At 70.0% G+C, this 24703-nt stretch carries 22 protein-coding genes and 2 pseudogenes; 10 read left to right on the top strand and 14 right to left on the bottom strand.

What is annotated here, in order from left to right:
- Positions 1–2: 2 nt before the first annotated feature.
- The 6 genes from hisB (at position 3) to U8331_RS09700 (ending at position 5707) form a co-directional block, all read left to right on the top strand.
- Positions 3–1076, top strand: coding sequence for a bifunctional histidinol-phosphatase/imidazoleglycerol-phosphate dehydratase HisB (hisB, locus tag U8331_RS09725; protein WP_481132945.1), 1074 nt, complete (start codon positions 3–5; stop codon positions 1074–1076).
- The gene (hisH, locus tag U8331_RS09720; protein WP_481130846.1) at positions 1073–1693 is read left to right on the top strand and encodes an imidazole glycerol phosphate synthase subunit HisH; all 621 of its coding nucleotides are present in this window, start codon (positions 1073–1075) and stop codon (positions 1691–1693) included. Before hisB ends, hisH begins: the two co-directional genes overlap by 4 nt.
- Positions 1690–2478 carry a 1-(5-phosphoribosyl)-5-[(5-phosphoribosylamino)methylideneamino]imidazole-4-carboxamide isomerase gene (gene hisA / locus U8331_RS09715; protein WP_481130845.1) on the top strand — a complete coding sequence of 263 codons (789 nt, stop codon included), beginning with the start codon at positions 1690–1692 and terminating at the stop codon, positions 2476–2478. Before hisH ends, hisA begins: the two co-directional genes overlap by 4 nt.
- Positions 2472–3245, top strand: a complete 774-nt coding sequence (hisF, locus tag U8331_RS09710; protein WP_481130844.1) for an imidazole glycerol phosphate synthase subunit HisF — start codon at positions 2472–2474, stop codon at positions 3243–3245. Before hisA ends, hisF begins: the two co-directional genes overlap by 7 nt.
- On the top strand, positions 3238–3867 hold the full coding sequence (hisIE, locus tag U8331_RS09705) for a bifunctional phosphoribosyl-AMP cyclohydrolase/phosphoribosyl-ATP diphosphatase HisIE (RefSeq protein WP_481130843.1): 630 nt from the start codon (positions 3238–3240) through the stop codon (positions 3865–3867). The genes hisF and hisIE overlap by 8 nt, the downstream gene beginning before the upstream one ends.
- A 217-nt stretch (positions 3868–4084) precedes the next feature.
- Positions 4085–5707, top strand: a complete 1623-nt coding sequence (locus U8331_RS09700; protein ID WP_481130842.1) for a calcineurin-like phosphoesterase C-terminal domain-containing protein — start codon at positions 4085–4087, stop codon at positions 5705–5707.
- An 85-nt stretch (positions 5708–5792) separates the two neighbouring features.
- Here the strand turns inward: U8331_RS09700 and mtnC are convergent, their stop codons facing one another.
- The 5 genes from mtnC to U8331_RS09675 all read right to left on the bottom strand — a co-directional run bounded on the left by mtnC (position 5793) and on the right by U8331_RS09675 (position 10528).
- The gene (mtnC, locus tag U8331_RS09695; RefSeq protein WP_481130841.1) at positions 5793–6503 is read right to left on the bottom strand and encodes an acireductone synthase; all 711 of its coding nucleotides are present in this window, start codon (positions 6501–6503) and stop codon (positions 5793–5795) included.
- Between the two features lie 2 nt (positions 6504–6505).
- Positions 6506–7057, bottom strand: a complete 552-nt coding sequence (locus tag U8331_RS09690; RefSeq protein WP_481130840.1) for a 1,2-dihydroxy-3-keto-5-methylthiopentene dioxygenase — start codon at positions 7055–7057, stop codon at positions 6506–6508.
- Positions 7054–7689, bottom strand: coding sequence for a methylthioribulose 1-phosphate dehydratase (locus tag U8331_RS09685; RefSeq protein ID WP_481130839.1), 636 nt, complete (start codon positions 7687–7689; stop codon positions 7054–7056). The genes U8331_RS09690 and U8331_RS09685 overlap by 4 nt, the downstream gene beginning before the upstream one ends.
- A 72-nt stretch (positions 7690–7761) precedes the next feature.
- The gene (locus U8331_RS09680) at positions 7762–9054 is read right to left on the bottom strand and encodes an amino acid permease (RefSeq protein WP_481130838.1); all 1293 of its coding nucleotides are present in this window, start codon (positions 9052–9054) and stop codon (positions 7762–7764) included.
- A gap of 7 nt (positions 9055–9061) precedes the next feature.
- A complete protein-coding gene (locus tag U8331_RS09675) occupies positions 9062–10528 on the bottom strand; it encodes an amino acid permease (RefSeq protein WP_481130837.1) in 1467 nt (488 codons plus the stop codon).
- A 190-nt stretch (positions 10529–10718) separates the two neighbouring features.
- Between U8331_RS09675 and U8331_RS09670 the strand changes: the two genes are divergently transcribed.
- Entirely contained in the window at positions 10719–11297 is a 579-nt protein-coding gene (locus U8331_RS09670; protein ID WP_481130836.1) for an NUDIX hydrolase, read from the top strand.
- A gap of 166 nt (positions 11298–11463) precedes the next feature.
- On the opposite strand, the gene yeiP is transcribed toward U8331_RS09670, so the two are convergent.
- The 6 genes from yeiP to U8331_RS09640 all read right to left on the bottom strand — a co-directional run bounded on the left by yeiP (position 11464) and on the right by U8331_RS09640 (position 19417).
- The gene (gene yeiP, locus U8331_RS09665) at positions 11464–12030 is read right to left on the bottom strand and encodes an elongation factor P-like protein YeiP (protein WP_481130835.1); all 567 of its coding nucleotides are present in this window, start codon (positions 12028–12030) and stop codon (positions 11464–11466) included.
- 137 nt (positions 12031–12167) lie between these two features.
- Complete coding sequence (locus tag U8331_RS09660) at positions 12168–12938, bottom strand: SDR family NAD(P)-dependent oxidoreductase (protein ID WP_481130834.1); 771 nt, start codon at positions 12936–12938, stop codon at positions 12168–12170.
- A gap of 112 nt (positions 12939–13050) precedes the next feature.
- Positions 13051–15618, bottom strand: a complete 2568-nt coding sequence (locus U8331_RS09655; protein WP_481130833.1) for a sensor domain-containing protein — start codon at positions 15616–15618, stop codon at positions 13051–13053.
- Between the two features lie 23 nt (positions 15619–15641).
- Positions 15642–16535, bottom strand: a complete 894-nt coding sequence (locus U8331_RS09650; protein WP_481130832.1) for a hydroxymethylglutaryl-CoA lyase — start codon at positions 16533–16535, stop codon at positions 15642–15644.
- 7 nt (positions 16536–16542) lie between these two features.
- Complete coding sequence (locus tag U8331_RS09645) at positions 16543–18543, bottom strand: acetyl/propionyl/methylcrotonyl-CoA carboxylase subunit alpha (protein ID WP_481132944.1); 2001 nt, start codon at positions 18541–18543, stop codon at positions 16543–16545.
- 91 nt (positions 18544–18634) lie between these two features.
- Positions 18635–19417, bottom strand: a complete 783-nt coding sequence (locus U8331_RS09640) for an enoyl-CoA hydratase-related protein (protein ID WP_481130831.1) — start codon at positions 19415–19417, stop codon at positions 18635–18637.
- A gap of 79 nt (positions 19418–19496) precedes the next feature.
- Here U8331_RS09640 and U8331_RS09635 point away from each other — a divergent pair.
- The 3 genes and pseudogenes from U8331_RS09635 to U8331_RS09625 form a co-directional block, all read left to right on the top strand.
- Positions 19497–19754: pseudogene (locus U8331_RS09635) on the top strand (FeoA family protein); the annotation flags it as partial.
- Positions 19755–19840: 86 nt separating this feature from the next.
- Positions 19841–21712 carry a ferrous iron transport protein B gene (feoB, locus tag U8331_RS09630; protein ID WP_481130830.1) on the top strand — a complete coding sequence of 624 codons (1872 nt, stop codon included), beginning with the start codon at positions 19841–19843 and terminating at the stop codon, positions 21710–21712.
- Complete coding sequence (locus U8331_RS09625) at positions 21712–21945, top strand: DUF6587 family protein (RefSeq protein WP_481130829.1); 234 nt, start codon at positions 21712–21714, stop codon at positions 21943–21945. The genes feoB and U8331_RS09625 overlap by 1 nt, the downstream gene beginning before the upstream one ends.
- A gap of 31 nt (positions 21946–21976) precedes the next feature.
- Here the strand turns inward: U8331_RS09625 and U8331_RS09620 are convergent, their stop codons facing one another.
- The 3 genes and pseudogenes from U8331_RS09620 to U8331_RS09610 all read right to left on the bottom strand — a co-directional run bounded on the left by U8331_RS09620 (position 21977) and on the right by U8331_RS09610 (position 24579).
- Entirely contained in the window at positions 21977–22333 is a 357-nt protein-coding gene (locus U8331_RS09620; protein WP_481130828.1) for a hypothetical protein, read from the bottom strand.
- Positions 22330–22872 (bottom strand): bactofilin family protein, encoded by a 543-nt coding sequence (locus U8331_RS09615; RefSeq protein ID WP_481130827.1) that lies wholly within the window; start codon positions 22870–22872, stop codon positions 22330–22332. Before U8331_RS09615 ends, U8331_RS09620 begins: the two co-directional genes overlap by 4 nt.
- Positions 22873–23024: 152 nt before the next feature.
- Positions 23025–24579: pseudogene (locus U8331_RS09610) on the bottom strand (BCCT family transporter).
- Between the last annotated feature and the right edge of the window lie 124 nt (positions 24580–24703).

Genomic DNA, 24703 nt, shown 5'->3' with positions numbered 1-24703 from the left:
GGTTGACGCCCATCCTGTTCGTGGATCGCGACGGCACCCTGATCGAAGAGCCCGAAGACTTCCAGATCGACCGCTTCGACAAGTTGCGTTTCGTGCCGGGCGTGATCCCGGCGCTGCTCCGGCTGCGCGACGCCGGCTACGCGTTCGTGATGGTGACCAACCAGGACGGGCTCGGCACCGAAGCCTTCCCGCAGGTGGACTTCGACGGCCCGCACCGCCTGATGATGCAGGTGTTCGAAAGCCAAGGCATCAGGTTCCGCGAGGTGCTGGTGGACCGCAGCCTGCCGGCCGACAACGCCCCCACCCGCAAACCGGCCATCGGCATGGTGCTGGCCTACCTGCGGGACCGCGGCATCGCCTGGGAGCGGTCGGCAATGGTGGGGGACCGCGAGAGCGACAACGCGTTCGCCCGCAACCTCGGGGTCCGGGCCTTCCAGCTGCGCACGCCGCAGTTCGGTGGCGACTGGGACTGGCCCGGCATCGCGCGTGAACTGGTCGATGCACCGCGGCGCGCGAGGGTGGAGCGGATCACCCGTGAAACGGCGGTGCGGGTCGTGCTCGACCTCGACTGCGTGGCGGATCCGCGGGTCGGTACCGGGCTCGGGTTCTTCGACCACATGCTGGACCAGCTCGGCAAGCACGGCGGCTTCTCGCTGGAGTTGCGCTGCCAGGGCGACCTGCACGTGGACGAGCACCACACCGTCGAGGACAGCGCACTGGCGCTGGGCCAGGCGCTGCGCGACGCATTGGGCGACAAGCGTGGCATCGGCCGCTACGGCTTTACCGTGCCGATGGACGAGTCGCTGGCGACGGCGGCGCTGGACTTCTCGGGCCGACCGCATTTCGTGTTCGACGGTGGCTTCCGCCGCGAACGCGTCGGCGACCTGCCCACCGAACTGGTACCGCACTTCTTCCGCTCGCTGTGCGACGGGGCCGGACTGAACCTGCACCTCCAGGTACGGGGCGACAACGACCACCACCAGGTGGAAGCCTGCTTCAAGGCGGTCGCGCGCGCGATGCGGCAGGCCATCCGCCGCGAGGGTAACGACCTGCCAAGCACCAAGGGGGCGCTGTGAACGACGTCGTGCTGATCGATGCCGGCGGCGCGAACCTCGGTTCGGTGCGGTACGCGCTGGAGCGGCTGGGTGCCGGTGTGCGGGTGAGCGCCGATGCGGCGGTGATCCGCGCCGCGCGGCGGGTCATCCTGCCCGGCGTCGGTACGGCCGCCGCCGGTATGGCGAGGCTGCACCAGGCCGGGCTGGTCGACGTGGTCCGTGGTCTTCGCCAGCCTCTGCTCGGGATCTGCCTGGGCATGCAGTTGCTGTACGACTCCTCGGACGAGGGCGGGGTCGAGTGCCTCGGTTTACTGCCGGGGTGTGTCACAAGGCTCCTTCCCGGCACCGGCAGCGCCGGCAGTCCGGCCGTGCGTGTCCCGCACATGGGCTGGAACCGCCTGCGCAGGGTGGCTGGCAGCACCCTGCTGGACGGCATCGAAGACGGCGCGCAGGCCTACTTCGTCCACAGCTATGCCGCGCCGGTGGGCAGCGCCACGCTCGCCAGCGCCACCCATGGTCGCGAATTTGGGGCGGTGGTCGGCGATGGCCTTCGTTTTGGCGCGCAGTTCCACCCCGAGCGTTCGGCCGCGGTGGGCGCGCGGCTGCTGCGCAACTTCCTGTCGGAGGCGATCGCATGAGCGTCGCCAAAGCGACTGCGCGCGCGCCCGCGTTCGAGGTGCTGCCCGCCATCGACGTGCGCGGCGGCCGGGTGGTGCGACTGCGCCAAGGGGACTATGCGCAGGAAACGCGCTACGACGACGCGCCGCTCGCGCTGGCCCGGCGCTACGCCGATGACGGGGCGCGTTGGCTGCACCTGGTGGATCTGGAGGCCGCGCGCGCCGGTGGATACACGCTGGGGCCGCTGCTGACGCGGCTGGCGGCTGAAACCGGCTTGCGGATCCAGACCGGCGGCGGGGTGCGGGACGAGCGCGATGTCGCGCTGCTACTCGAGGCGGGTGCGGCCCGAGTGGTAATCGGATCCCTCGCCGTGCGCGAACCCGACCGCGTTTCGGATTGGCTCCGGCGCTTCGGCTCCGATCGGATTACCGTTGCGCTCGATGCGCGGCAGGACCGGACAGGGCGCTGGCGACTGCCGACCTCCGGCTGGACCGAGGACAGCGAGACCGGACTCGAGCCGCTGCTGCGCCATTACGCCGACGCCGGCCTGCGCCACCTGCTGTGCACCGATATCGCGCGTGACGGCATGCTGTCCGGCCCCAACCTCGACCTGTACGCGCGGATACGGGCGTTGGCGCCCGGGGTGCGGCTGCAGGCCTCCGGTGGCATACGCGACCTCGCCGACATCGCCGCCGCGCGCGCCGCCGGCTGCGCCGGCGCGGTGCTCGGCAAGGCGCTGCTGGAGGGCCGGTTCCAGTTGGGTGACGCGCTGGCCGACGCGCTGGCCGGAGAACTGCCGTGCTGAGCCGCCGCATCATTCCGTGCCTGGACGTGCGCGACGGCCGGGTGGTCAAGGGCGTGCGGTTCCGCGACCACGTCGACATGGGCGACATCGTCGAACTCGCGCTGCGTTACCGCGACGAGGGTGCGGACGAGCTGGTGTTCTACGACATCACCGCCAGCCCGCAGGCGCGCTGCGTCGACCGGGGCTGGGTCGAGCGGGTTGCCCGTGTCGTCGACATCCCGTTCTGCGTCGCCGGTGGGATCCGCAGCGTCGATGACGCGCGCACGGCGCTGCATGCGGGGGCGGACAAGGTATCTATCAACACGCCCGCACTGCAGCGGCCGGCGCTGGTGTCGGAGTTGGCCGACGCGTTCGGCGTGCAGTGCGTGGTGGTGGGCATCGACAGCCTGCGCGACGCCGACGGCGAGTGGCGCGTGCGCCGGTTCACCGGTGATCCGTCGCGGACCGAAGTGCTGCCGCGCCGGACGCTGGACTGGATCGACGAAGTGCAGCGGCTTGGCGCCGGCGAGGTGGTGCTCAACTGCATGGGCAGCGACGGCGTGCGCGAAGGGTTCGATATCGAACAGCTGCAGGCCGCGCGACGCGCCTGCGACGTGCCGCTGGTTGCCTCCGGCGGCGCCGGGGAGGCATCGCACTTCGCCAGCGTATTCGAGCAGGCCGACGTGGACGGTGCGCTGGCGGCGAGTGTCTTCCATTCCGGTGCGGTGCCGATCCCCGGACTCAAGCGCGAGTTGCGCAGGCGCGGCGTGGAGGTGCGCGATGGCTGAGCTGACCGGGTTCGACCAGGCCGCGCTGGCCTGGGAAAGGCAGGACGGACTGCTGCCGGTCGTGGTCCAGCATGCCGACACCCTGCAGGTGCTGATGCTGGGTTACATGGACCGGGCGGCGCTGCGCGCTACGCTGGAAAGCCGTCGCGTCACGTTCTTCAGCCGCAGCCGGCAGCGGCTCTGGGAGAAGGGCGAGACCTCGGGCCACCACCTGGCGCTGGTGGCGCTGGAAACCGATTGCGACGCTGACACGCTGCTGGTCCAGGCGCGACCCGCAGGCCCGACCTGCCACCTGGGCCGCAGCAGCTGCTTCGCCGCGGCGCCCTCCGACTTCCTGGCCGAACTGGACGGGGTGGTCGAGCGCCGCCATCGGGAGCGGCCGCCGGACAGCTACACCAGCCGCCTGTTCGACGAGGGCATCCGGCGCATCGCGCAGAAGGTGGGCGAGGAGGGCGTGGAAACCGCGCTGGCCGCCGTCGCACAGGACGACGATGCGCTGCTCGGCGAGGCGGCCGACCTGCTGTTCCACCTGCAGGTACTGCTGCGTGCACGCGACCGGTCGCTGGCCGATGCGGTGGCGGTGTTGCGGCAACGGCATGGGCCGACTGCGCCGGTGAACTGACGTGTGTCTTCGTGGCTTCGCGGCTGTCTTCGCGGATTCGCGCCACCTTTTGCAGGAGCGGCTTCAGCCGCGATCCGGAACAGGTACCGGCGAACGGTTCCAGATCGCGGCTGAAGCCGCTCCTGCAAAGGCCTGCCGCTTGAGCCGATACTGAAAAGGCGCGTGGCTGCGTGGCTCGGCGCGCTGCGTTAGGCTTCCGGTCCTTCCGGAGGCCCGCATGACCGCTTCTCGCCTGCTGCTCCCATTGACTCTGCTGGCGCTGTCGTTTCCCCCGGCCTCGTTCGCCGGCGTAGACGCCTCCGTCTCCGGCGGGGTCTACGCCGACGCAAACGGCAACGGAAGGCGCGATGCCGGGGAACCGGGAGTCCAAGGGGTGAAGCTGTCCAACGGGCGCGCGGTGGTCGCAACCGATCGGGAAGGCCGCTACTCGATCGAAGTACGACCGGGCGACACCGTGTTCGCGATCAAGCCGGCGGGCTACGCCTTTCCGGCCGGTGAAAACGGACTGCCGCGGTTCTGGTCGCACTATTTCCCGGAGGGGTCCCCGCCGCTCGAGTTCGGCGGAGTGCCGAAGGGAGCGGACACCCGCTTCGATCTCGCGCTGCGACCCGCGCCGGCGCAGAGCGGCACCCCGCTCGACGTGCTGGTGTTCGCCGACCCGCAGACCAGCACCCTGACCGATGTGGGTTACTACGCACGCGATATCGTCGCGTCGGTGCGGGAGTCCGGTCACGCGACCGCGCAGCTGGGCCTGACCCTGGGCGACGTGGTCAACGACGACCTGTCGCTGTATCCGGCCATCAACCGGGCCACCGCGTCCCTGGGCGTGCCCTGGCTGCACGCGCCCGGCAACCATGATCTCGACTTCGACGCCGACGACGAGCAGTCGCTGCTGACCTTCCGCCGCCACTTCGGCCCCGACACCTTCGCCTGGGAAGAGCCGACCGCCACCTTCATCGTCTTCGACGATGTCGTCTACCGGCCGGGGCAGTCGCCCGGCTACATCGGCGGCCTGCGCGAGGACCAGTTCGCCTTCCTGCACGCGTACCTCGCCGTTGCCCCACGCGACCGCCTGCTGGTGGTCAGCGCCCACATTCCCTTCTTCGACACCGACCCCGGGCCGGAGCGGGAGACCTTTCGCAGCGCCGATCGCGAGCGGCTGTTCGCGATGCTCGAAGCCTTTCCCCATGTCCTGTTGCTGAGCGGGCACGGCCACGTCCAGCGGCACGTCTTCCACGGCGGATCGACCGGCTGGAACGGCGCCGCGCCCCTGCACGAGTACAACCTCGGCGCCGCCTGCGGCGCGTTCTGGTCGGGCGCGAAGGACGCCGACGGCATCCCGGACACCACCATGGCCGACGGGACGCCCAACGGCTATGCCCGCCTGGTGGTGCACCCCGGTGGCGAATACGCCCTCTCCTGGCATCCCGCGCGCCTCGGCGACGACGAGCCCGGCTCCGCCCCGGCGATGTTCCTGCACGCCCCGCGCGTGCTGCGCCGCGGCGCCTATCCGGCGTGGGGCGTCTACGCCAACGTGTTCATGGGACTGCAGGACACCCGTGTCGAGTATCGCGTCGATGAAGGCGAGTGGACGCCGATGCGAAAGGTGGATCGCCCCGACCCGCGCGTGCTGGCCGAAAACGTCCGCGACGACGAAGCCGCGGCACTGCGGGGTTACGACCGCTCCCCCGAAGCCGTCCCGAGCACCCACCTCTGGCGCGGCGCACTGCCGACCGACCTCGCGCTCGGCGCACATCGGGTGGAGGTGCGGGTGTTCGATCGCTGGCAGGGCGAGCAACGCGCCGCCACCACGTACCACCTGCAGGACGCCCGCCCGTAGCAACGCCGCCGGCCAGCTCCCTCGTCACGCCAGTTTCCGAAGCCCCGCCGCGGATCCCGTGCGCTATCCGGACGCCGGTAGCCGGCTACCTCCCAATCTCGATTTCCGCAAACGACTCCACCCGCCGATGCCCGTTCGCCGCGTCACCGGTACGCGCGTCCGGATAATCATCCCGGCGGTCGACCAGCACCGTCGCCATCCCGGCTTCGCGTGCCGCGTCGAGCTCCTCGACCACGTCCGACAGGAACAGCACCTCGGCCGCCGGCAGGCCGATCGACTCCGCGATCCGGCGATAACTGTCCGCCTCGCGCTTCCCGCCGACCTCGGTATCGAACCACCCCGAGAACAGCGCCGTCAGGTCGCCCGCATCGCTGTTTCCGAAGAACAGCCGCTGTGCCGGCACACTGCCCGACGAATACACGTACAGCGGCACGCCCGCGTCCAGCCACGCCCGAAGCGCCACCGGTGCGTCCGGATAGATGTGCGCGGTGAAGTCCGCCTCCCGGTAGCCCGCCGCCCAGATCATCCCCTGCAGCGCCTTCAGCGCGGTGTGCTTGCGGTCCTGGTCGATCCAGCCCTGCAGCACCTCGACCACCATGTCGTCCTGGCACATCCCGCCGTTCTCGGCGGCGACCGCGTCCAGCCACCTGCGTACGCCCGGGTCCGAGCCGTGGCTGCGGACAAAGCCCGGCAACGCGCGTCGCGCATACGGGAACAGCACGTCCTTGACGAACGAAATGCTGCTCGTGGTCCCCTCGATGTCGGTAAGGACCGCCTTCGCCCGGATCGCCACCATGCTCAGTGCCCCCGCTCGAGACGCGGGAAGCGCTGGGCGATGTCGCTCCCGGTGAAGTGCCCGACCCAGCCATCCGGCTCGGTGAAGAAGCGGATCGCCACGAAGCTCGGTTCCGGACCCATGTCGAACCAGTGGGTGGTGCCGTCGGGCACCGACACCAGGTCGCCGGCCTCGCACAGCAGTTCGTAGACCCGATCGCCCACGTGCAGCGTGAACAGCCCCGAGCCCGCGACGAAGAACCGCACCTCGTCCTCCTTGTGGAAGTGCTCGTCCAGGAACTTGCGGCGCATCTCGTCGCGGTCCGGATGGTCCGGCGCGATGCTGACGACGTCGACGCTCCTGAACCCGTGCTCGGCCACCAGGCGATCGATGTCGGCGCGGTACGCCGCCATGATGTGCTCGGCGCTGTCGCCCGGCGCCACCGGTGCCGTGGCCTGCCATTGCTCGAAGCCGACGCCCACCGGCGCGAGTCCGGCGGCGATCGCGGCGTGGTCGGTGGTAGAGACCAGCGGCGCGGCGGGCTGGTCTTCGGCGAAGATGCGCAGGCGGCTCATCGTTGCAGTTTCCTCAGTTCGAGTTCGCAGCCGAGCAGAAAATCGAAGGCTTCCAGGTGGCGGCGCGCTTCGGCCATGTCGCGGCCCCATGCGTACAGGCCGTGACCGTCGATCAGGTAGCCCCACATGCATTGCCGGTCGAGCAGGGCATCGACCTGGGCGGCAAGGGTGTGCATGTCCTGGCTGTTGGGCAGCACCGGCAGCTCGACCGCGGTCTCGTGGGTGGCGTTGCCGGTGAAGGCCTTGAGCAGTTCGTAACCTTCCAGGTGGACGTGGCCGGCGCCGGCGAACAGCCGGGATGCCACGGTCTGGTTGAACGAGTGGGTGTGCAGCACGCAGCCGATCCTGGCGAAACGCGAGTACAGCTGGGTGTGCAGCAGGGTCTCGGCCGACGGCCGGTGGTCCGTGGCGACCGGCTGCCCCTGCAGGTCGACCACCATGATGTCGTCCTCGACCAGCCGGCCCTTGTCGCGGCCCGACACCGTGATGGCGGCGTGCCTCTCGTCAAGCCGGCGCGAGAAGTTGCTGCTGGTCGCGGGGGTCCAGCCGGCCGCTGCCAGCTCGCGTACGTTGCGGATGATCTCGCCGGCGCAGTGCTGGAGCCGTTGCGGATCGTAGGGGAGGGTGTCCATCCGGCGAGTTTACAACGCCGGTGGTGCGCGGCCGGGCACGGACGGGCCCCGGTGAAACCGGGGCCGCGTGGTTCAGGCGGCCGGCACCCGACGCCGCCCGAACAGGCGGAAAAGTAGCCATGCCACCAGCATCGCCGCCGCCGCTCCGACCAGCATGGTCGGCGAGGTGGAGGCCAGCAGCAGCGCGCAGGCGAACAGCGCGGTGACGCCGAGCACCCGGTCACGCGTGCCCGGGCGCCTGGAGGGCGTTCCGACCACCAGGCTGAGGCCCGCGGCGGCGTAGGCGAGCACCACCAGGTTCACCACGATGCCGATGATCAGTCCGAACTGCTCCGACACGTTGGGCGACAGCGTGGTGAACGCGATCACGCTCATCGCCGAGGCGATGATCAACAAACCCCAACCGGAGGCGCCGCGCTGGTTCAGGCGACCGAAGATCGCCGGCAGGTAGCCGTGCTGGGCGGCGCGCGCGCCGGTCTCGCCGGTGACCAGCATCCACCCGCCCAGAGTGCCGGTGGCCTTCAGCGCGGCGGCCGCGGCAATCGCGATGCCGGCCCACGGCCCGAAGATCTCCGCCGCCACCAGCACGAAAGGTGCGCTGGATGCAGCCAGTTCTTCGGCCGGGATGATGCCCATCACCAGCACCGAGGAGAGGATGTAGACGATCGCGGCGATCAGGATGCCGCCAGCGGTGGCGATCGGCACGTCGCGGTCCGGGTCGCGTACCACGCCGGCGATCATCGCGCCGGTTTCCAGCCCCACGAAGGCCCAGAAGATCGCCCCCAGCGAACCGAAAACGACCGCCGCGTCGGACTCGCCCGACACGTTCCACGAAGCGTCGTAGATGCCGCCATCGAAGTGGCCCCAGCCGAACAGCAGCACCAGTGCCACCGGTGCCAGGCCGAACACCACGCACAGCGACTGGAAGCGTGCCACCGGCCGCGGCCCGAGCAGGTTGATCGCGAACATCAGCCAGATCAGCCCGATCTGCCCGGCCACCTGGACGGTCGGGTTGTCGCCGTCGAGCGGCAGCAGCGTCACCAGGTAACCGAACGCCGCCACCGCGATCGCGTTGTTGCCGATCCACGACGACGCCCAGTACAGCGACGTGGCCAGGAAGCTGGCATCGCGGCCGAGCGACGGCCGCACGTAGTCGTCGGCCGAGGTCAGGTCCGGGTAGTCGCGTGCCAGCCGGGCGAATGCGCCGCCGAGCATCAGCGCCAGCACGGTGCCGATCACCCAGCTGAAGACGGTAACGCCGCCGGAGGTGGCCAGCGAAGCGGGCAACAGGAAGAACCCCGACCCGATCATGTTGTTGGCCACCACGAAGGTGGCCAGCACGGGTCCGATCTTGCGTGGCGTCATCGGCGGCTTACCGCTTGCGCAGCCTGCTGTGGCGGTAACCGTAGACCGCGTAGATCAGCAGGCCGATGGCGATCCAGCCCAGCAGCAGGCGCCAGTGCTCGGCGAACGGCTGCGAGAACAGGTAGAGGCAGGCGACCACGCCGAGCGGACAGATCACGATCGCGAACGGCACCTTGAACGGACGCGGCAGGTCCGGCCGGGTGCGCCGCAGGATCAGCACGCCGGCGCAGACCGTCGCGAATGCGAGCAGGGTGCCCATCGACACCATCTCGCCGAGCAGGCCGATCGGCAGGAAGCCCGCGAGCACGGCGGCGATGACACCGACGATGACGGTGCCGACGTACGGCGTATGGAACTTCGGGTGGACTTTGCCGAACAGCTTGGGCATCAGGCCGTCGCGCGCCATGCTGTAGAAGATGCGCGGCTGCGCCATCAGCATGACCAGGATCACCGAGGACAGGCCGGCGATCGCGGCGACCTCGACCAGCGTCTGCAGCCAGCCCAGCGCCGGGTAGTTGTTGAGCGCGGTCGACACCGGTTCCGGCGTGCCCAGCAGGCGGTAGTCCATCATGCCGGTCAGCACCGCGCAGACCACGATGTAGAGCAGGGTGCAGACCACCAGCGAACCGAGGATGCCGACCGGCATGTCCTTCTGCGGGTTGCGCGCCTCGCCGGCCGCGGTGGAGACCGCGTCGAAGCCGATGTAGGCGAAGAACACGATCGCCGCCGCGCGCATCACGCCGTCCACGCCGAACCGGCCCGGGCCCTCGTTGGCGGGGATGAAGGGTTCCCAGTTGCCCGGATCGACGTACTGGGCGCCGAACGCGATGAACAGCAGGATCACCGTAACCTTGATCGCCACGATGATGCCGTTGACGAACGCCGACTGGGTGATGCCGACGTAGCCCACGCCGGTGACGAACGCGATGATCAGCACCGCCGGCAGGTTGATCAGGGTGCCGGTGCGGATGAACTCGCCGCCCTCGACGGCGAACGGTGCACTGGCCAGCGCCGCGGGTAGCGCGAGGTCGAAGTTGGTCAGGAACGCGTTGAGATACCCCGACCAGCCGACCGCCACGGTTGACGAGGCGAACAGGTATTCGAGTACCAGGCACCAGCCGATGAACCAGGCGACGGCCTCGCCCAGCGTGGCGTACGAGTAGGAGTACGCGCTGCCCGAGACCGGCAGCATCGCCGCGAACTCGGCGTAGCACAGGCCGGCGAATGCACAGGCGATACCGGCGATGACGAAGCTGAGCATGATCGCCGGGCCGGCGTGCTCGGCCGCGGCCTGGCCGGTCAGCACGAAGATGCCCGCGCCGATGACCGCGCCGACGCCCAGCAGGATCAGCTGGGTCCCGGTGAGGGTGCGCTTGAGCGTCGCCTCGCCTTCGAGACTGCCTTCGAACGGTTCACCGGCATCGACGTGGCCTGCCGGCTCGATCGGCTTGGTCGCTAACAGATTCTTGAACATCCGGATCCCCAGTTGGTGGCGCGGCGCATTGGTCCGCGTCCGTAAGCACGCCGGCATGACGCGCGGCAAGTGGCGGGCCACCTTACCCCAGCCCGGAAACGAGCGGCAAGGGACGATTGCCACGGTCACAATGGCCCGGCGCGGGTCGATAATCCGATGCCTCCACCTCGCCCCGAACGTACTGCCGCGTATGCCTTCGCCCACCCCGATCGACAGCCCGCTTCGCCGTTCACTGGACGAGTACCGCCGGCAATGGCCGGGCGAGGGCGCGGTGGTGGACCTGTTCGAAGCGCTGCTCGACGAGCACGACATGCCAACGGGGCCGAACGCCTATGCGCGCGAGCGGCTCGAGGGCCACTTCACCGCGTCCACCTGGCTGGTCGACCGCAGCGGCACGCGTGTGCTGCTGACCCACCATCGCAAGCTCGCCCGCTGGCTGCAGCTGGGTGGCCACGCCGACGGGGATTCCGATCTGGGCGCGGTGGCCCTGCGGGAGGCCGGGGAGGAGTCGGGATTGCCGGGGCTGGAGCTCGAGGGCGGGCTGTTCGATCTCGACCGGCACTGGATTCCGGAGCGCGGCGACGTGCCGGGCCACTGGCACTACGACGCCCGCTACGTGGTGCGGGCCATGGCGGGCGAGGCGTTCGTGGTCAGCGGGGAATCGCTGGACCTGGCCTGGCGCGACATCGTCGCGATCCAGGCCGACGCCGGCGCGGACGAGTCACTCCGGCGGATGGCGCGCAAATGGCTCGCGCGCGAGGTTTTGTAGGAGCGATGCAAGTCGCGACCTGTACACCGCCCCGACTCTCTCCGCGGTCGCGACTCACGTCGCTCCTACACTAGGAGGGCGGACGGACGTCGGTGCGCACGTAGACGCCGGCAGCCACGAATGCGACGCAGGAAAGCGGGCCAGCCGCGTCGGCCCGCTGCCGGCTTCAGTCCGCCCGCCCCGAAAACTCGCCGCTGGTGGTGTTGACCAGCACCCGCTCGCCGTTGGCGATGTACTCGGGGACCATGATCTCGATGCCGGTCGACAGCCTGGCCGGCTTCGGCCGCTTGGTCGCGGTGCCGCCCTTGAGTTCCGGCGGGGTCTCGACCACTTCGATCGCCACCGTCTGCGGCAGCTGCAACGCAACCGGCTGGTCGTCAATGATCTGCACGTAGCAGCCGGTGAGGTCGTCGACGATGTAGCCGGCGTCATCGCCGACGACGTCGGCGTCGAGCGTGTACGGGGTGTAGTCCTCGTCGTCGAGGAACACGAACGCCTCGCCGTCCTTGTAGGAGAACGTGGCCTGGCGGCGGCTCAGCTCGACTTCCTTCAGCTCGTCATCGCCGCCGAGGCTGAGGTCGAACTTGTTGCCGCCGGGCACCGAGTACATGGTGAAGCGGAACTTGACGTTGCCGCCGCGGCCCTGCGGCGAGCTGCGTTCGATGTCGCGCACCTGGTAGACGGTGCCGCTGTGCTCGACCACGTTTCCTTTCTTGACGTCGTAGGCTTTCATGCGATTTCCGGATGTGTTCCAAGCGCTCCACGTGGAGCTTCGTGTAGGAGCGACGTGAGTCGCGACCTGTACATGGCCTCGGGCGTTCGGCGGGTCGCGACTCACGTCGCTCCTACAACGAAGCCGTACCGCCGGACTTACTTCGGCGCCAGCCGCGTCGCGCCGTCGAGGCGGATCGTCTCGCCGTTGAGGTAGGTGTTGCCGAGGATGTACGCGACCAGGTCGGCGAACTCCTCGGGCTGGCCGAGCCTCGACGGGAACGGGATCGTCGCCGCCAGCGACTGCTGCACGCTCTCGGGCATGCCGTCGACCATCGGCGTCCAGAACACACCCGGCGCGACGGTCATCACGCGGATGCCGAAGCGGGCCAGCTCGCGCGCCATCGGCAGGGTCATGCCGACCACGCCGCCCTTGCTCGCCGAATACGCGGCCTGGCCGATCTGACCCTCGTAGGCGGCCACCGAGGCGGTGTTGACGATGACGCCGCGCTCACCATCCTTGCCGGCCTCGTTGTGCTGCATCAGGTCGGCGGCGGCCTTGGCGACGTTGAAGCTGCCGACCAGGTTCACCATCACCGTGGACTGGAACTGCGACAGCGGCATCGGCGCCTCGCGACCGAGCACGCGGCCCGCGCCGAGGATGCCGGCGCAGTTGATCGCCGCATTGAGGCCGCCGAGGAAGTCCTTCGCCGCGGCGACGTTGGCGACCACGCCGGCCTCGTCGGTGACGTCGGTCTTCCAGAAGCGCGCGTTGGCCTCGCCGAGTTCGGCGATCGCGGACGCGCCTTTCTCCTCGTTGACGTCGAACAGCGCGACCTTGCCGCCGTTGGCGACGAGATGGCGCGCGACCGCCAGCCCAAGGCCGGAAACGCCGCCGGTGATGACGGCGCGGGTATCGGAAAGCTGCATGGGAAATCTCGCAGTCGAATGAAGGCGGAATTCTACGGGAGGGCGGCGGCGGGCCGCGAACCCTGGGAGGTGCAGTCGGCGGGGTGCGGTCCCGCGCCGGTACCGCCCCGTATTACCCCACCTCCGCACTGCCGGCCACCGGAGCGGCCGAACCGGCATACCGGTGCTGCATCTCCTCGGGTGACAGCCCGGGCGCGAACAGGAAACCTTGGCCGATACCCACCCCCAGCCCGAGCAGGAACTCCCGCTGTGCCTCGTTCTCCACCCCTTCGGCGACCAGCCCGAGCTTGAGGCTGCGGGCAATGCCGGTGACCGCTTCGCAGACGGCGACGTCGGAGGCGTTCCCCGGCACGCCCTGCACGAACAGCTGGCTCAGCTTGAGGCCGTGGATGGGCAACCGGCGCAGGTAATTGAGCGCGCTGTAACCTTCGCCGAAGTCGTCGATGGTCAGCATGACCCCGAGTTCGCGCAGGGCGGCGAAGGTGCGGGTGGTCTCCGGCTCGTCCTCGATCAGCACCCGCTCGGTGAACTCCAGCTCGAGCGCGCTGCCGGGCAGGCCGGTTTCCCGGAGCGCCGCGCGCACGTTGGCGGCCAGGTCCTCGCCCAGGAACTGGCGGTAGGACACGTTGACCGCGACCCGCTCGATCGGCAGCCCGGTCTCGCGCCAGGTGCGGAGCTGGCGACAGGCCTCGTGCAGGACCCAGCCGCCGATGCCGACGATATCGCCGGTGCTCTCGGCATGGTCGATGAAGCGGCTGGGCTGCATCTGGCCCAGCGACGGATTGTTCCAGCGGATCAGGGCTTCGGCGGACACCAGCCGGCCGCTCGCGAGGTCCACCTGCGGCTGGTAGACCAGGTGGAACTCCTCGTTGCCGATCGCGCGCCGCAGCTGGGTTTCCAGCTGAAGCCGCTGCTGCTGCTGCTCGGCGAGTTCGGCGGTGAACAGTTGCCAGCCGTTGCGTCCGCGGCGCTTGCTGTCGTACATCGCCACGTCGGCGCACTGGATCAGTTGCTCGGAGGTGGTGCCATCGGCCGGTGCCTGGGCGATGCCGATGCTCGCGGTGATGGCGAACTCCTCGCCGCCCAGGCTGAAGCTGTCGCCGAAGATCTCCAGGATCGCACCCGCCAGTCGGGCCGGACGCGCGGGGTCGTCGCCGGTCGCGCAGGTCACCAGGAACTCGTCGCCACCGAAGCGGGCGATCAGCCCTTCATTGCCGACCGCGCGGCGGATGCGGCGTGCCGCCGAGCCCAGCAGGCGGTCGCCGGCCGCGTGGCCGAGGATGTCGTTGACGATCTTGAAGCGGTCCAGATCGATGTACAGCACCGCCAGCGCGGCGCGTGCCGGGTCGGCAAGCCGGGCGTCGAGCTCGCGTCGCATCGCGTCGCGATTGAGCAGGCCGGTGAGCGGGTCGGTGCGGGCCTGCACGTGCAGGCGTTCCTCGGCGTGCTTGCGGTCGGTGATGTCCTGCAGGGTGCCGGTCAGCCGCGCGCTGAGCGGGCCGCCGGCCTCCGCCTCGGCGATCGCGCGCACCCAGAACTGCCGGCCGTCGCCGCGGGTGCCCTGCAACTCCAGGTCGAGCGCCTGGCCGGTGGCCATCGCCTGGTCCAGGGCGTGGCGCAGGCGGACGCGGTCGTCGACGATGAGGCAGCCCAGCAGGTCGCCGATCGAGCGCGGGGCCGGGTGGCGGTCGATGATGCGGCGCGACTCGGCGGTCAGGTACAACCGGTCGCGTCCGGTGTCCCATTCCCAGCCACCGATGTGGGCCAGCGCCTGGGCGCGGTCGAACATCGTGCTGTCGCGCTTGAGCGCGGTGACGTCGGAGAACAGCGACAGCACCTGCTGGACGCGATTGCTGCCGGGACCGAACTGCGGCACCGCGGTGACCGAGAACCAGGTGAGCGTACGCCGCCGGCGGTGGTAGAAGCCGAGCAGGACGCTGCCGACCGGGCGGCCGTCGCGCAGTGCGCGGGCACTCGGCAGTTCGTCGTCGCGCAGCTCGCGGCCGCTTTCGTCGACGATCCGCCAGTGGTCGCGGGCGAGCGCGACTTCGGCGCGTTCCCCCGGGGCGATGCCGAACAGCCGCATCGCCGCCGCGTTGGCCTGGGTGATGTGGCCCTCGGCGTCGCGCACGAGGATGCCGGTGTCGATCGTCTCCATGAGCTCGCGATAGCGCAGCTCGGCGTCGCGGCGGCCGCTGAGGTCGCGGGCGACGGCGACGATGCAGTCGCGGTCGTCGTGGCGGAAGCCGGCCGAGTGCACCTCCACCGGGAAGCGGCTGCCGTCGGCGCGCATGTTGGACACCTCGACGACATAGGTGGCCCCGCGGTTGAGCGTCTCCCAGACCGGATCGAGGTGGTCGCGCGGCAGGTCGGGGTTGAGCACATGGATCGGCTGGCCGACGATCTCCTCGCGCGGCAGCCGGTAGGCGGCGAGGCCGGCGCGGTTGAGGTCGAGGACGATGCCGTGCTCGTCGAGGATGCTGACCGGGTCGGGGACGGCGTCGAACAGCGCGTGGTAGCGCAGGCGCGCCGATTCGGCATCCACCCGCGCGGCCAGCAGGGCGTCGCGTGCGCGCTGGAGCAGGCCGCGCAGGGTGGCGGGCAGGGTGTCGTCGTTGCAGGCCGCTTCCAGCGCCGCCAGCGTGGCCGCCGCGTCCGAGCCGTCGGGGGGCGGCGGCATGCCGGGCGCTGGCGGCGTGCGGCTCATGACACCGCGAGCGCCCGGGCGACGCGGCTGGAGGTCTCCCGGCCCAGGCGGGCGCTGAGCCAGCGCCCGGTATCGGCGAGCCGTTCCAGGTCGATGCCGGTGTCGATGCCGAGGCCATGCAGCATGTAGACCACGTCCTCGCTGGCGACGTTGCCGCTGGCGCCCTTGGCGTAGGGGCAACCGCCGGCTCCGGACACGGCCGAATCGACCACCGCGACGCCTTCCTCCAGGCAGGCGAGGATGTTCGCCAGCGCCTGTCCGTAGGTGTCGTGGAAGTGCACCGCCAGCGCGTCGATCGGCAGCTCGGAGGCGACCGCCTTCAGCATCGCCCGCGCCTTGCCGGGCGTGCCGATGCCGATGGTGTCGCCCAGTGAAATTTCGTAGCAGCCCATTGCGTGGAGTTCACGTGCCACGCGGACGACATCGGCCAACGGCACCTCGCCCTGGTAGGGGCAGCCGAGCACGGTGGAGACGTAACCGCGCACCTTCACGCCGTCGGCGCGGGCGCGGTCGAGCACCGGCGCGAAGCGCGCCAGCGATTCGTCGATCGAGGCGTTGATGTTCCTGCGGTTGAACGCCTCGGAGGCGGCGGTGAACACGGCGATCTCTTCCACCCCGACCTCGCGCGCGCGTTCGTAGCCCTTTTCGTTGGGCACCAGCACCGGGTAGTGCACGCCCGGGCGGCGGGTGATGCCGGCGAACACCTCGGCGGCGTCGGCCAGCTGCGGGATCCATCTGGGGCTGACGAAGCTGGTCGCCTCGATGCTCTGCAGGCCGGTGGCCGACAGCCGGTCGACCAGCTCGATCTTGTCGGCGGTGGACACCATCGCCTTCTCGTTCTGCAGGCCGTCGCGCGGACCCACCTCGACGATGCGGACGTGACTCTTCATGGCCGCTTCAATCCTGCGCCGCCAGGGCCACCAGCACCGCGTCGGCCTCGACGAAATCGCCGGCGCGGGCACGCACCTCCGCGACCTTGCCGGCGCGCGGCGCCTTGAGGCTGAGCTCCATCTTCATCGCCTCGATCACCATCACCTCCTGGCCGGATTCGACCATGTCACCGGTGGCGGCCTTCACCACGACCACCCGGCCCGGCATCGGGGCGGTAACCTGGTCGGCGCCCGCGCCGGGGCCGCTCGCCTCGTGACGATACATCGCCAGCGGCTGCAGTCGCAGGCGGCCTTCGCCGTCGTGCACCAGCAGGTGGGGCGCGTGTTCGAGCACCGCGAAACGGCGCGCGCGGGCGCCGATGCGCAGGCTCAGCTCGCCGCCGGCCAGGCGTGCGCCGCTGACCTCGTGCTCACCGTCCCCGGTTTCCACCAGGTAATGGCCGTCGCTGCCTCGCGCATGCACCTCGATGCGGCGGTCGCGGTGGCCGAATGCCAGGCTGCGCCGGCTGCCATGTCCGAGGCGCCAGCCGTCGGGCGTGGCCCAGGGGGAGCCGGGGTCCTCCGATGCCGCGGCCCGGGTGCGGGCGTCATGCTCCTGCACGAGCAGGCGGGTGACGGTCGCGGCCAGCAGCAGGTCGTCGTCGGACTCGGCGGACGGTATGAACTCGTCCAGGTGGCGGTCCAGGTAACCGGTGTCGATCGTTGCGCCGGTGATCGCCGGGTGGCGCGCCAGCCGTTCGAGGAACTCGATGTTCGACTTGGGCCCGTCGATGCCGCACTGCGCCAGCGCGCTGCGCAGGCGGGCGAGTGCACGCGGCCGGTCGGCGTCGTGCACGATCAGCTTGGCGATCATCGGGTCGTAGAAGATGGTGACGGTGTCGCCTTCGACCACGCCCGAGTCGATCCGCACGTGCGCCGACGGCGCCGGCAGGCGCAGCCGCTCCAGCCGGCCGGAACCCGGCAGGAATCCGGCCTCAGGGTCCTCCGCATACAGCCGCACTTCGATCGCGTGGCCGGTCTGGGTGATCGCCTCCTGCGGCAACGGCAGGGGTTCGCCGGCGGCGACCCGCAGCTGCCACGCGACCAGGTCGAGCCCGGTCACGCACTCGGTCACCGGATGTTCGACCTGCAGCCGGGTGTTGATTTCCATGAAGTAGAAGCTGCCGTCCGGGGCGACGATGAACTCGACCGTGCCGGCGTTGACGTAGTCGATCGCGCGTGCGGCGAGCACCGCGGCCTCGCCCATGGCTTGGCGCAGCGCCGGGGTCAGGAACGGCGAGGGCGATTCCTCCAGCACCTTCTGGTAGCGCCGCTGCGCCGAGCACTCGCGTTCGTTGAGGTGGAGGATGTTGCCGTGGCGGTCGCCGAACACCTGGATCTCGATGTGGCGCGGCTGTTCGATGTAGCGCTCCAGCAGCACCCGGTCGCGCCCGAAGGCACTGCCGGCTTCGCGCTGGCACGATTCCAGGTGGGCCAGGAACTCGCCGGAGCCGCGTACCACGCGCATGCCCTTGCCACCGCCGCCGTGCGCGGCCTTGATCATCAGCGGGTAGCCGATGCGGTCGGCCTCGGCGTGCAGGTGTGCCGGGTCCTGGTCCTCGCCGGTGTAGCCCGGCACCACGGGCACCCCGGCCGCGTGCATCAGTTCCTTGGCACCGGCCTTCGATCCCATCTTCCGCATCGATGCCGCGTTCGGGCCGATGAATGCGATCCCGGCGGCTTCGACCGCGTCGGCGAAGTCGGCGTTTTCCGACAGGAAGCCGTAGCCCGGATGGATCGCCTGCGCACCGCTGTCGCGCGCGACCTGAATGATCGCCTCGCCCCGCAGGTAGCTGTCGGCCGGCCGCGGCCCGCCGATGCAGTACGCCTCGTCGGCCTGACGCACGTGCTGCGCGTCGGCGTCGGCTTCCGAGTACACCGCCACGGTGCGGATGCCGAGTTCGCGGCAGGTACGGATGACCCGGCAGGCGATTTCGCCGCGGTTGGCAATCAGGATCTTGTCGAACATGGCCTTCTTGGACATGGGGATTGGCTTCCTCTCCTCCGCTGCGGGAGGGCCGGATGGATCGGTGGGCGGACGGCTGGCGATCAGTCCCGGTTCAATCGCACCAGCCCGGCTTGCGCTTGTCCAGGAACGCCGCCAGGCCTTCCTGGCCTTCCGCAGACACCCGCAGCCTGGCAATCAGGGCGGCGTTGTCGATGTCGTGGCGGGCGCCGTCGGCATGCGCGGTGACCTGGCGCACGAGCGCCTTCGCGCCGGCCGAGGCGAGTGGGCCGGCCTTGAGCAGCAGTTCGACCTGGCGCGCAACGGCGGTGTCGAGGGCGTCGGGCTCGACCGCCTCGTGCAGCAGGCCCATGCGCACGGCCCGGGCGGTGTCGAAGATCTCCGCCGTGGCAAACCAGCGCCGCGCCTGGCGCGCGCCGATCGCCTCGACGACGTACGGCGAGATCACCGCCGGCAGCAGGCCGAGCTTGCTCTCGGTGAGGCCGAACTTCGCGCCGTGGGCGCCGATGGCAATGTCGCAGCAGGCCACCAGGCCGACACCGCCGCCGAACGCGGCGCCGTGGACGCGCGCGACGGTCGGCTTGGGCAGCTCGTTCAGGGTACGCATCAGCCGGGCAAGAGCGAGCGAATCCGCGCGGTTTTCGGCCTCGCTGGCCTTGGCCATGCCGCGCATCCAGTGCAGGTCGGCGCCGGCGGAGAAGGAGGCGCCTTCGCCTTCCAGCACCACCACCCGAACGCCGTCGTCGCCGGCAAGCGACTCCAGCGCGCCGGTCAACGCGGCGATCAGCATCGCGTCGAAGGCGTTGTGCAATTCGGGCCGGTTCAGGCGCAGCCGGGCCACCGGGCCCTCGCGCAGGTGCAGCAGCGGATTGGTCATGTCGTGGGTCTTTGCGCAGGTGGGCGAATGATAACGGGCGGCGACCGGCGTCCCGTTTGCAGGGTCGCGCGATGCTAGAATGAGAACAATTCCCATTTGTCCGGACGTTGCCTTGAAGCTGACGGAACTGCCGCGGCGCACCGCGGCCACGGTGCTGGCGGTCGATGACATCTCCCCGAACGACGCGATCGCCCGGCGTCTGCGCGAACTCGGGTTCGTCGGTGGCGAGCGGGTCGAGGTGGTGGCGGCCGGGCTGTTCTCGGCCGAGCCGCTGCTGGTGCAGGTCGGTTTCACCCGGTTCGCGTTGCGCCGCGCGGAAGCGGCGCGCATCCGGGTGGGTCTTGAGGCGGAGCAGGGCGTCGACCCCGGTACGGAGCACGAGGTGGCCCGGCAGACCGTCCGCCACGCCGAGGAGCAGGCCGCATGAGCACGAGTGACATGCCGCGGCTGGCGCTGGTCGGCAGCCCCAACTGCGGCAAGACCGCGCTGTTCAACCTGCTGACCGGCAGCCGGCAGAAGGTGGCCAACTACGCCGGCGTCACCGTAGAGCGCAAGGAAGGGCGTTTCCGCGCGCCCTCCGGCCGCGATTACGCGGTGCTCGACCTGCCGGGCGCGTACAGCTTCGACGCCGCCAGCCTCGACGAGGCGGTGACCCGCGATCTGTGCCGTGGCTTCTACCCCGGCGAGCCCGCCCCCGACGTCATCATCTGCGTGGTCGATGCGACCAACCTGCGCCTGCACCTGCGTTTCGCCCTCGAAGTGCGGGCGCTGGGCAAGCCGATGATCCTGGCGGTCAACATGATGGATGCGGCCCGGCGTCGCGGCATCGAGGTCGACCTGGACGTGCTGGAGCGCGAGTTCGGCGTGCCGGTGGTCCCGACCGTGGCGATCCGCCGCGACGGCGCCGCCGCACTGGTCGGCCGGCTGGACGGCGCGGCCGGCGCGGTTCACGCCCCTCGCGAGACCACGGCCGCCGATGCGCGCACGCACCTGGAGGCGCTGCACGAGGAAACCCGGCGCCTGCTTTCGGTGGCGGTCAACATGCCGCGCCGCACCGCCAGGATCGACGACGCGCTGGACCGGTGGCTGCTGCAACCGGTCATCGGCCTGGTGTCGCTCGGCCTGGTGATGTTCCTGATCTTCCAGGCGGTCTACGCCTGGGCGACGCCACTGATGGACCTGATCGAGGCGGGCACCGGCTGGCTCGGCGAAGCGGTCGCCGCGAGCCTGCCCGAGGGGCCACTCGCCAGCCTGCTGGTGGACGGCGTCATTGCCGGTCTCGGCGGCGTCATCGTGTTCCTGCCGCAGATCCTCATCCTGTTCCTCTTCATCATCGCGCTGGAGGAATCCGGCTATCTGCCGCGTGCGGCCTTCCTGCTGGACCGCATGATGTCGAAGGCCGGGCTGTCGGGGCGCTCGTTCATCCCGCTGCTGTCGAGCTTCGCCTGCGCGATCCCCGGCATCATGGCGACGCGCTCGATCCAGGACCCGCGCGACCGCCTGGCGACGATCATGGTCGCCCCGCTGATGACGTGCTCGGCGCGGCTGCCGGTGTACGCGCTGCTGATCGGCGCCTTCATCCCCCAGCAGCAGGTCGCCGGCATCCTCAACCTGCAGGGGCTGGTGCTGTTCGGGCTGTACGCGGCCGGCATCCTCAGCGCGCTGGCGGTGTCGTGGGTGATGAAGAAGTGGCGCCGCGACAAGGGCGAGCACCCGCTGATGCTGGAGCTGCCGTCGTACCGCATTCCGCACCCGCGGGACGTGCTGATCGGCCTGTGGGAGCGGGCGTGGATCTTCCTGCGCCGGGTCGGCGGGATCATCCTCGCGTTGACCATCCTGTTGTGGTTCCTGCTGTCCTTCCCCGGTGCGCCGGAAGGGGCGACCGGCCCGGCAATCGACTACAGCTTCGCCGGCCGCATCGGCCACGCGTTGACCGCGGTGTTCGCGCCGCTGGGCTTCAACTGGCAGATCTGCATCGCGCTGATTCCCGGCATGGCCGCCCGCGAGGTCGCGGTGTCGTCGCTGGCCACCGTGTACGCGTTGCAGGCGGCGGATGAAAGCGCCGCCACCGCCGCGCTGACGCCGATCATCACCGACACCTGGTCGCTGGCCACCGCGCTGTCGCTGCTGGTGTGGTTCATCTACGCACCGCAGTGCCTGTCCACCCTGGCCACCATCAAGCGCGAGACCAACTCGTGGAAGCAGGTCGGCATCGCCACGGGCTATCTGTTCGCGCTCGCTTACCTGGCGTCGCTGGTGACCTATCAGGTGGCCGTGCTGCTGGGCGCCGGGTAATGAGTGGCGGGCTGTTCGCGCAGTACGGGGTGATCGCGCTGGCCGTGCTGGCCAGCGTGGCCTACGTGACGCGGCGGCAGTTCCCGGCGGCGGTGCGGCGCATGCGCATCCTGCTCGCGGTGCCGTTGGTGCGCGAAGGGCGCGCGCCGTGGGTGCAGCGACTCGGCCGCGCAATCGCGCCGCCGGGACAGGGTCCCGGCAACGGTTGCGGCGGTTGCGACGGCTGCGGCTAGCCTCGTAGACCCGCCGCGGGCGGGGCGCAGCTCAGTGCCGGCCGCGCCGCCCCTTGGGGTCCTTCACCTCGGTCGCCTCGACCCGCAGGCTGAAGGTGCGCTCCTCGCCCGGATGCATCGCGCCCACGCCTACGACCTGGCGGTTGATCTCGCGGCCACGACCGTCGCGGATCGACAGCACCATGGAGTACTCGCAGGCACCGTCGGCCGGAGCCGGAATCGTCCCGTCCACCTGCAGCGGCGAGAACGTCGCCGTGGTTGCCGCGTCGGCGTCGAAGCGCAGGTGCCCGCGACACTGCGGGCACACGCTCGCGCTTTCCAGAATGATGGTCTTGCAGTGCGGGCAGGTGCGCGTCGCGCCCGCGGTACCGGGGCGCGGGGCGCTCATGCGGCGTCGTCGTTGCCCGCCTTGGCCTTGCCCGGCTGCTTGTCGCCCCAGCCGAAGTCGACCTGTCCGCGCATCCGCGCGCCATTGGCAACGGTGAGCGCGCCGGCCTTGACGTCGCCGGTGAGCGCGCCGGACTCGAGCAGCTCCACCCGCTGCGCCGATTCGACATTGCCCTCCAGTTCGCCCGCCACGATCACCTTCTGCGCGCGTACCCCGCCGGTGAGCCTGGCGCCGGTTTCGATGGTCAGGTTGCCCTGCACGTTGACGTCGCCGTTGAACTTGCCCGCGATGCGGACGTGGCCGGTGCCCTCGATCTTGCCTTCGATAGTCAGGTCGGCCGCGATCAGCGATTCCTTCAGCTGCGCCTCGCCCGTACGCGGCGTACCGGCCGCCGCTGCGGGGCCGGGCGCCGGGGGCGTGATGTCGCGGACCGGTGCCGGCTCGAAGCTGGCCGGTCGGGCCGATTCGGTGTCGGCCGGGGCGGGGGACGGCGAGGGGGCGTTCGGCTTGGCGGGGGTCGATTCTTTCCAGATGGCCATCGGCAGGAGTCCGGTTCGTGACAGGGGGTTCCGAACTTAGCACCTGCTTCACAGCGTCATCATGTGACGCATCACGTCACGGCGCCGTCCTTCAGGAAACGGTCAGATTCCGCTGGTCCAAGCGGGCGGGCCGGAAGCGCGCTACGCCGTTGTCACGGGCTCGATGCATACAGGTAGTGCCGGAAGCGGTTGTAGTGGCTGATCACATCGGCGATGACCTGCTCGGCCTCGTAGCCGTAGATGTCGTAGCCGCGGTCGCCTTGCGGCAGGAACACTTCGGCTTGGCAGTAGCGGGTCCGTTCGCCCTCGCGACGCGCGGCATCGGTGAGCGCGAACGCGGGGATCGGGTGCTGTACCGGCCGCACCGAGTAGACGAAGTCCGACGCCCCCTCGCCATGATGGACCGTCAGCGCGACGCCTTCGTCGTCGGCGGTGACCTCGGCCACCAGTGCGCGTTCGGCCAGCTCGCCCACCACCGTCGCCAGCGCGGGCTTGACGGTCTTCTGCAGATAGGCGGTGACCTGCGGCAGGCTCGGGTGGCTGACGATGGCCGCCAACCGGCGTCGCCACGGAATCCCGGTCCCGGCACCCCAGGTCATCGGCGCCGCGGGCAGCCGCTCGCTCGCGACCGGCATGTTTTCTGCGACGGTGCGCGAGATCTCGCCGCCGGCCTCGTTGAGGTTCAGCCACATGGCGGTGTTGCCGAAGATCGTGAACCAGATGAAGCTGAAACCCGCCGGCGCGAACAGCACGCCGAACAGGAATTCGCGGATGGTGCGCCCGCGCGAGATGCGCGCGATGAACATGCCCACGAACGGCGACCACGAGATCCACCAGCCCCAGTAGAACAGCGTCCAGGTGCCGACCAGTCGGTCGGCTCGTAGGCATAGATGTGGAACGTGCGCGAGACGAACGCGTTGAGATACAGCCCGATGTTCTCGACGAAGGCCGTCAGCAGGAAGCGGGTGGGCCCGAGCGCCGGGATCAGCAGCATCAGCAGGAACGAGACCAGCAGGATCATCTCGCTGAGGCGGCGGATGCCGTTGTCCAGGCCTGTGGCGACCGTCATCGGCGCCAGCAGGGTGACGGCGGCGATCAGCACCAGCTGGGTCGCCAGGTTCTGCGGCATGCCGAACAGGTACGCCATGCTGGCGTTGAGCTGCGAGACGCCCAGCCCGAGCGAGGTGGCGAGGCCGGCGAGGGTGCCCACCACCGCGAAAATGTCGATCACATCACCCAGCGGCCCGTGGATGCGGTCGCCGAGCATGGGGTGGAAGGCCGAGCGCAGCAGCAGCGGCTGGTTCCGGCGGTAGCCGAAATAGGCCAGCGCGAGGCCGACCACCGCGTAGATCGCCCACGCGTGCACGCCCAGTGGAAGAACGTCACCTCCATCGCGTCGCGGGCGGCCTGTGGCGAGCGCGGCGACGCGTCCGGGGGGAACGAGAAATGGGTGATCGGCTCGGCCACGCCGTAGAACACGATGCCGATGCCCATGCCGGCACTGAACAGCATCGCGACCCAGGTGCCGTAGCGGTAGTCGGGGCGTGACTCGTCCGGGCCGAGCTTGATCATCCCGTAGGGGCTGAGCGCCAGCGCGAGCAGGAACAGCACGAAGACGCCCACGGCCAGCATGTAGAACCACCCCGCGTCGGCAATCACCCAGGCGTTGGCCACCGTAAACATCGCCGCGGCCGAGTCGGGCGCCAGGCTGGCGTAGACGATCAGGCAGAGGGCGATGATCGCCGAACCGAAGAACGTGACGGGGGAGACCTGCTAGAGCCAGGACTTCATGCGCTGTTTCCCCTGTATGCGGAAGCCGGCGCAGCCCGTG

It is taken from the genome of Lysobacter sp. CC-YZS074 (assembly GCF_056739745.1).
The sequence above is the reverse complement of the archived record's forward strand: the minus strand, read 5'-3'. Positions and strand labels throughout refer to the sequence as shown.

Coding starts and splice junctions, on each gene's coding strand:
- hisA (WP_481130845.1), top strand. CDS start 1,690: ATGAGCGTCGCCAAAGCGACTGCGCGCGCGCCCGCGTTCGAGGTGCTG.
- hisIE (WP_481130843.1), top strand. CDS start 3,238: ATGGCTGAGCTGACCGGGTTCGACCAGGCCGCGCTGGCCTGGGAAAGG.
- U8331_RS09700 (WP_481130842.1), top strand. CDS start 4,085: ATGACCGCTTCTCGCCTGCTGCTCCCATTGACTCTGCTGGCGCTGTCG.
- mtnC (WP_481130841.1), bottom strand. CDS start 6,503: ATGGTGGCGATCCGGGCGAAGGCGGTCCTTACCGACATCGAGGGGACC.
- U8331_RS09690 (WP_481130840.1), bottom strand. CDS start 7,057: ATGAGCCGCCTGCGCATCTTCGCCGAAGACCAGCCCGCCGCGCCGCTG.
- U8331_RS09685 (WP_481130839.1), bottom strand. CDS start 7,689: ATGGACACCCTCCCCTACGATCCGCAACGGCTCCAGCACTGCGCCGGC.
- U8331_RS09680 (WP_481130838.1), bottom strand. CDS start 9,054: ATGACGCCACGCAAGATCGGACCCGTGCTGGCCACCTTCGTGGTGGCC.
- U8331_RS09675 (WP_481130837.1), bottom strand. CDS start 10,528: ATGTTCAAGAATCTGTTAGCGACCAAGCCGATCGAGCCGGCAGGCCAC.
- U8331_RS09670 (WP_481130836.1), top strand. CDS start 10,719: ATGCCTTCGCCCACCCCGATCGACAGCCCGCTTCGCCGTTCACTGGAC.
- yeiP (WP_481130835.1), bottom strand. CDS start 12,030: ATGAAAGCCTACGACGTCAAGAAAGGAAACGTGGTCGAGCACAGCGGC.
- U8331_RS09660 (WP_481130834.1), bottom strand. CDS start 12,938: ATGCAGCTTTCCGATACCCGCGCCGTCATCACCGGCGGCGTTTCCGGC.
- U8331_RS09655 (WP_481130833.1), bottom strand. CDS start 15,618: ATGCCGCCGCCCCCCGACGGCTCGGACGCGGCGGCCACGCTGGCGGCG.
- U8331_RS09650 (WP_481130832.1), bottom strand. CDS start 16,535: ATGAAGAGTCACGTCCGCATCGTCGAGGTGGGTCCGCGCGACGGCCTG.
- U8331_RS09645 (WP_481132944.1), bottom strand. CDS start 18,543: ATGTTCGACAAGATCCTGATTGCCAACCGCGGCGAAATCGCCTGCCGG.
- U8331_RS09640 (WP_481130831.1), bottom strand. CDS start 19,417: ATGACCAATCCGCTGCTGCACCTGCGCGAGGGCCCGGTGGCCCGGCTG.
- feoB (WP_481130830.1), top strand. CDS start 19,841: ATGAGCACGAGTGACATGCCGCGGCTGGCGCTGGTCGGCAGCCCCAAC.
- U8331_RS09625 (WP_481130829.1), top strand. CDS start 21,712: ATGAGTGGCGGGCTGTTCGCGCAGTACGGGGTGATCGCGCTGGCCGTG.
- U8331_RS09620 (WP_481130828.1), bottom strand. CDS start 22,333: ATGAGCGCCCCGCGCCCCGGTACCGCGGGCGCGACGCGCACCTGCCCG.
- U8331_RS09615 (WP_481130827.1), bottom strand. CDS start 22,872: ATGGCCATCTGGAAAGAATCGACCCCCGCCAAGCCGAACGCCCCCTCG.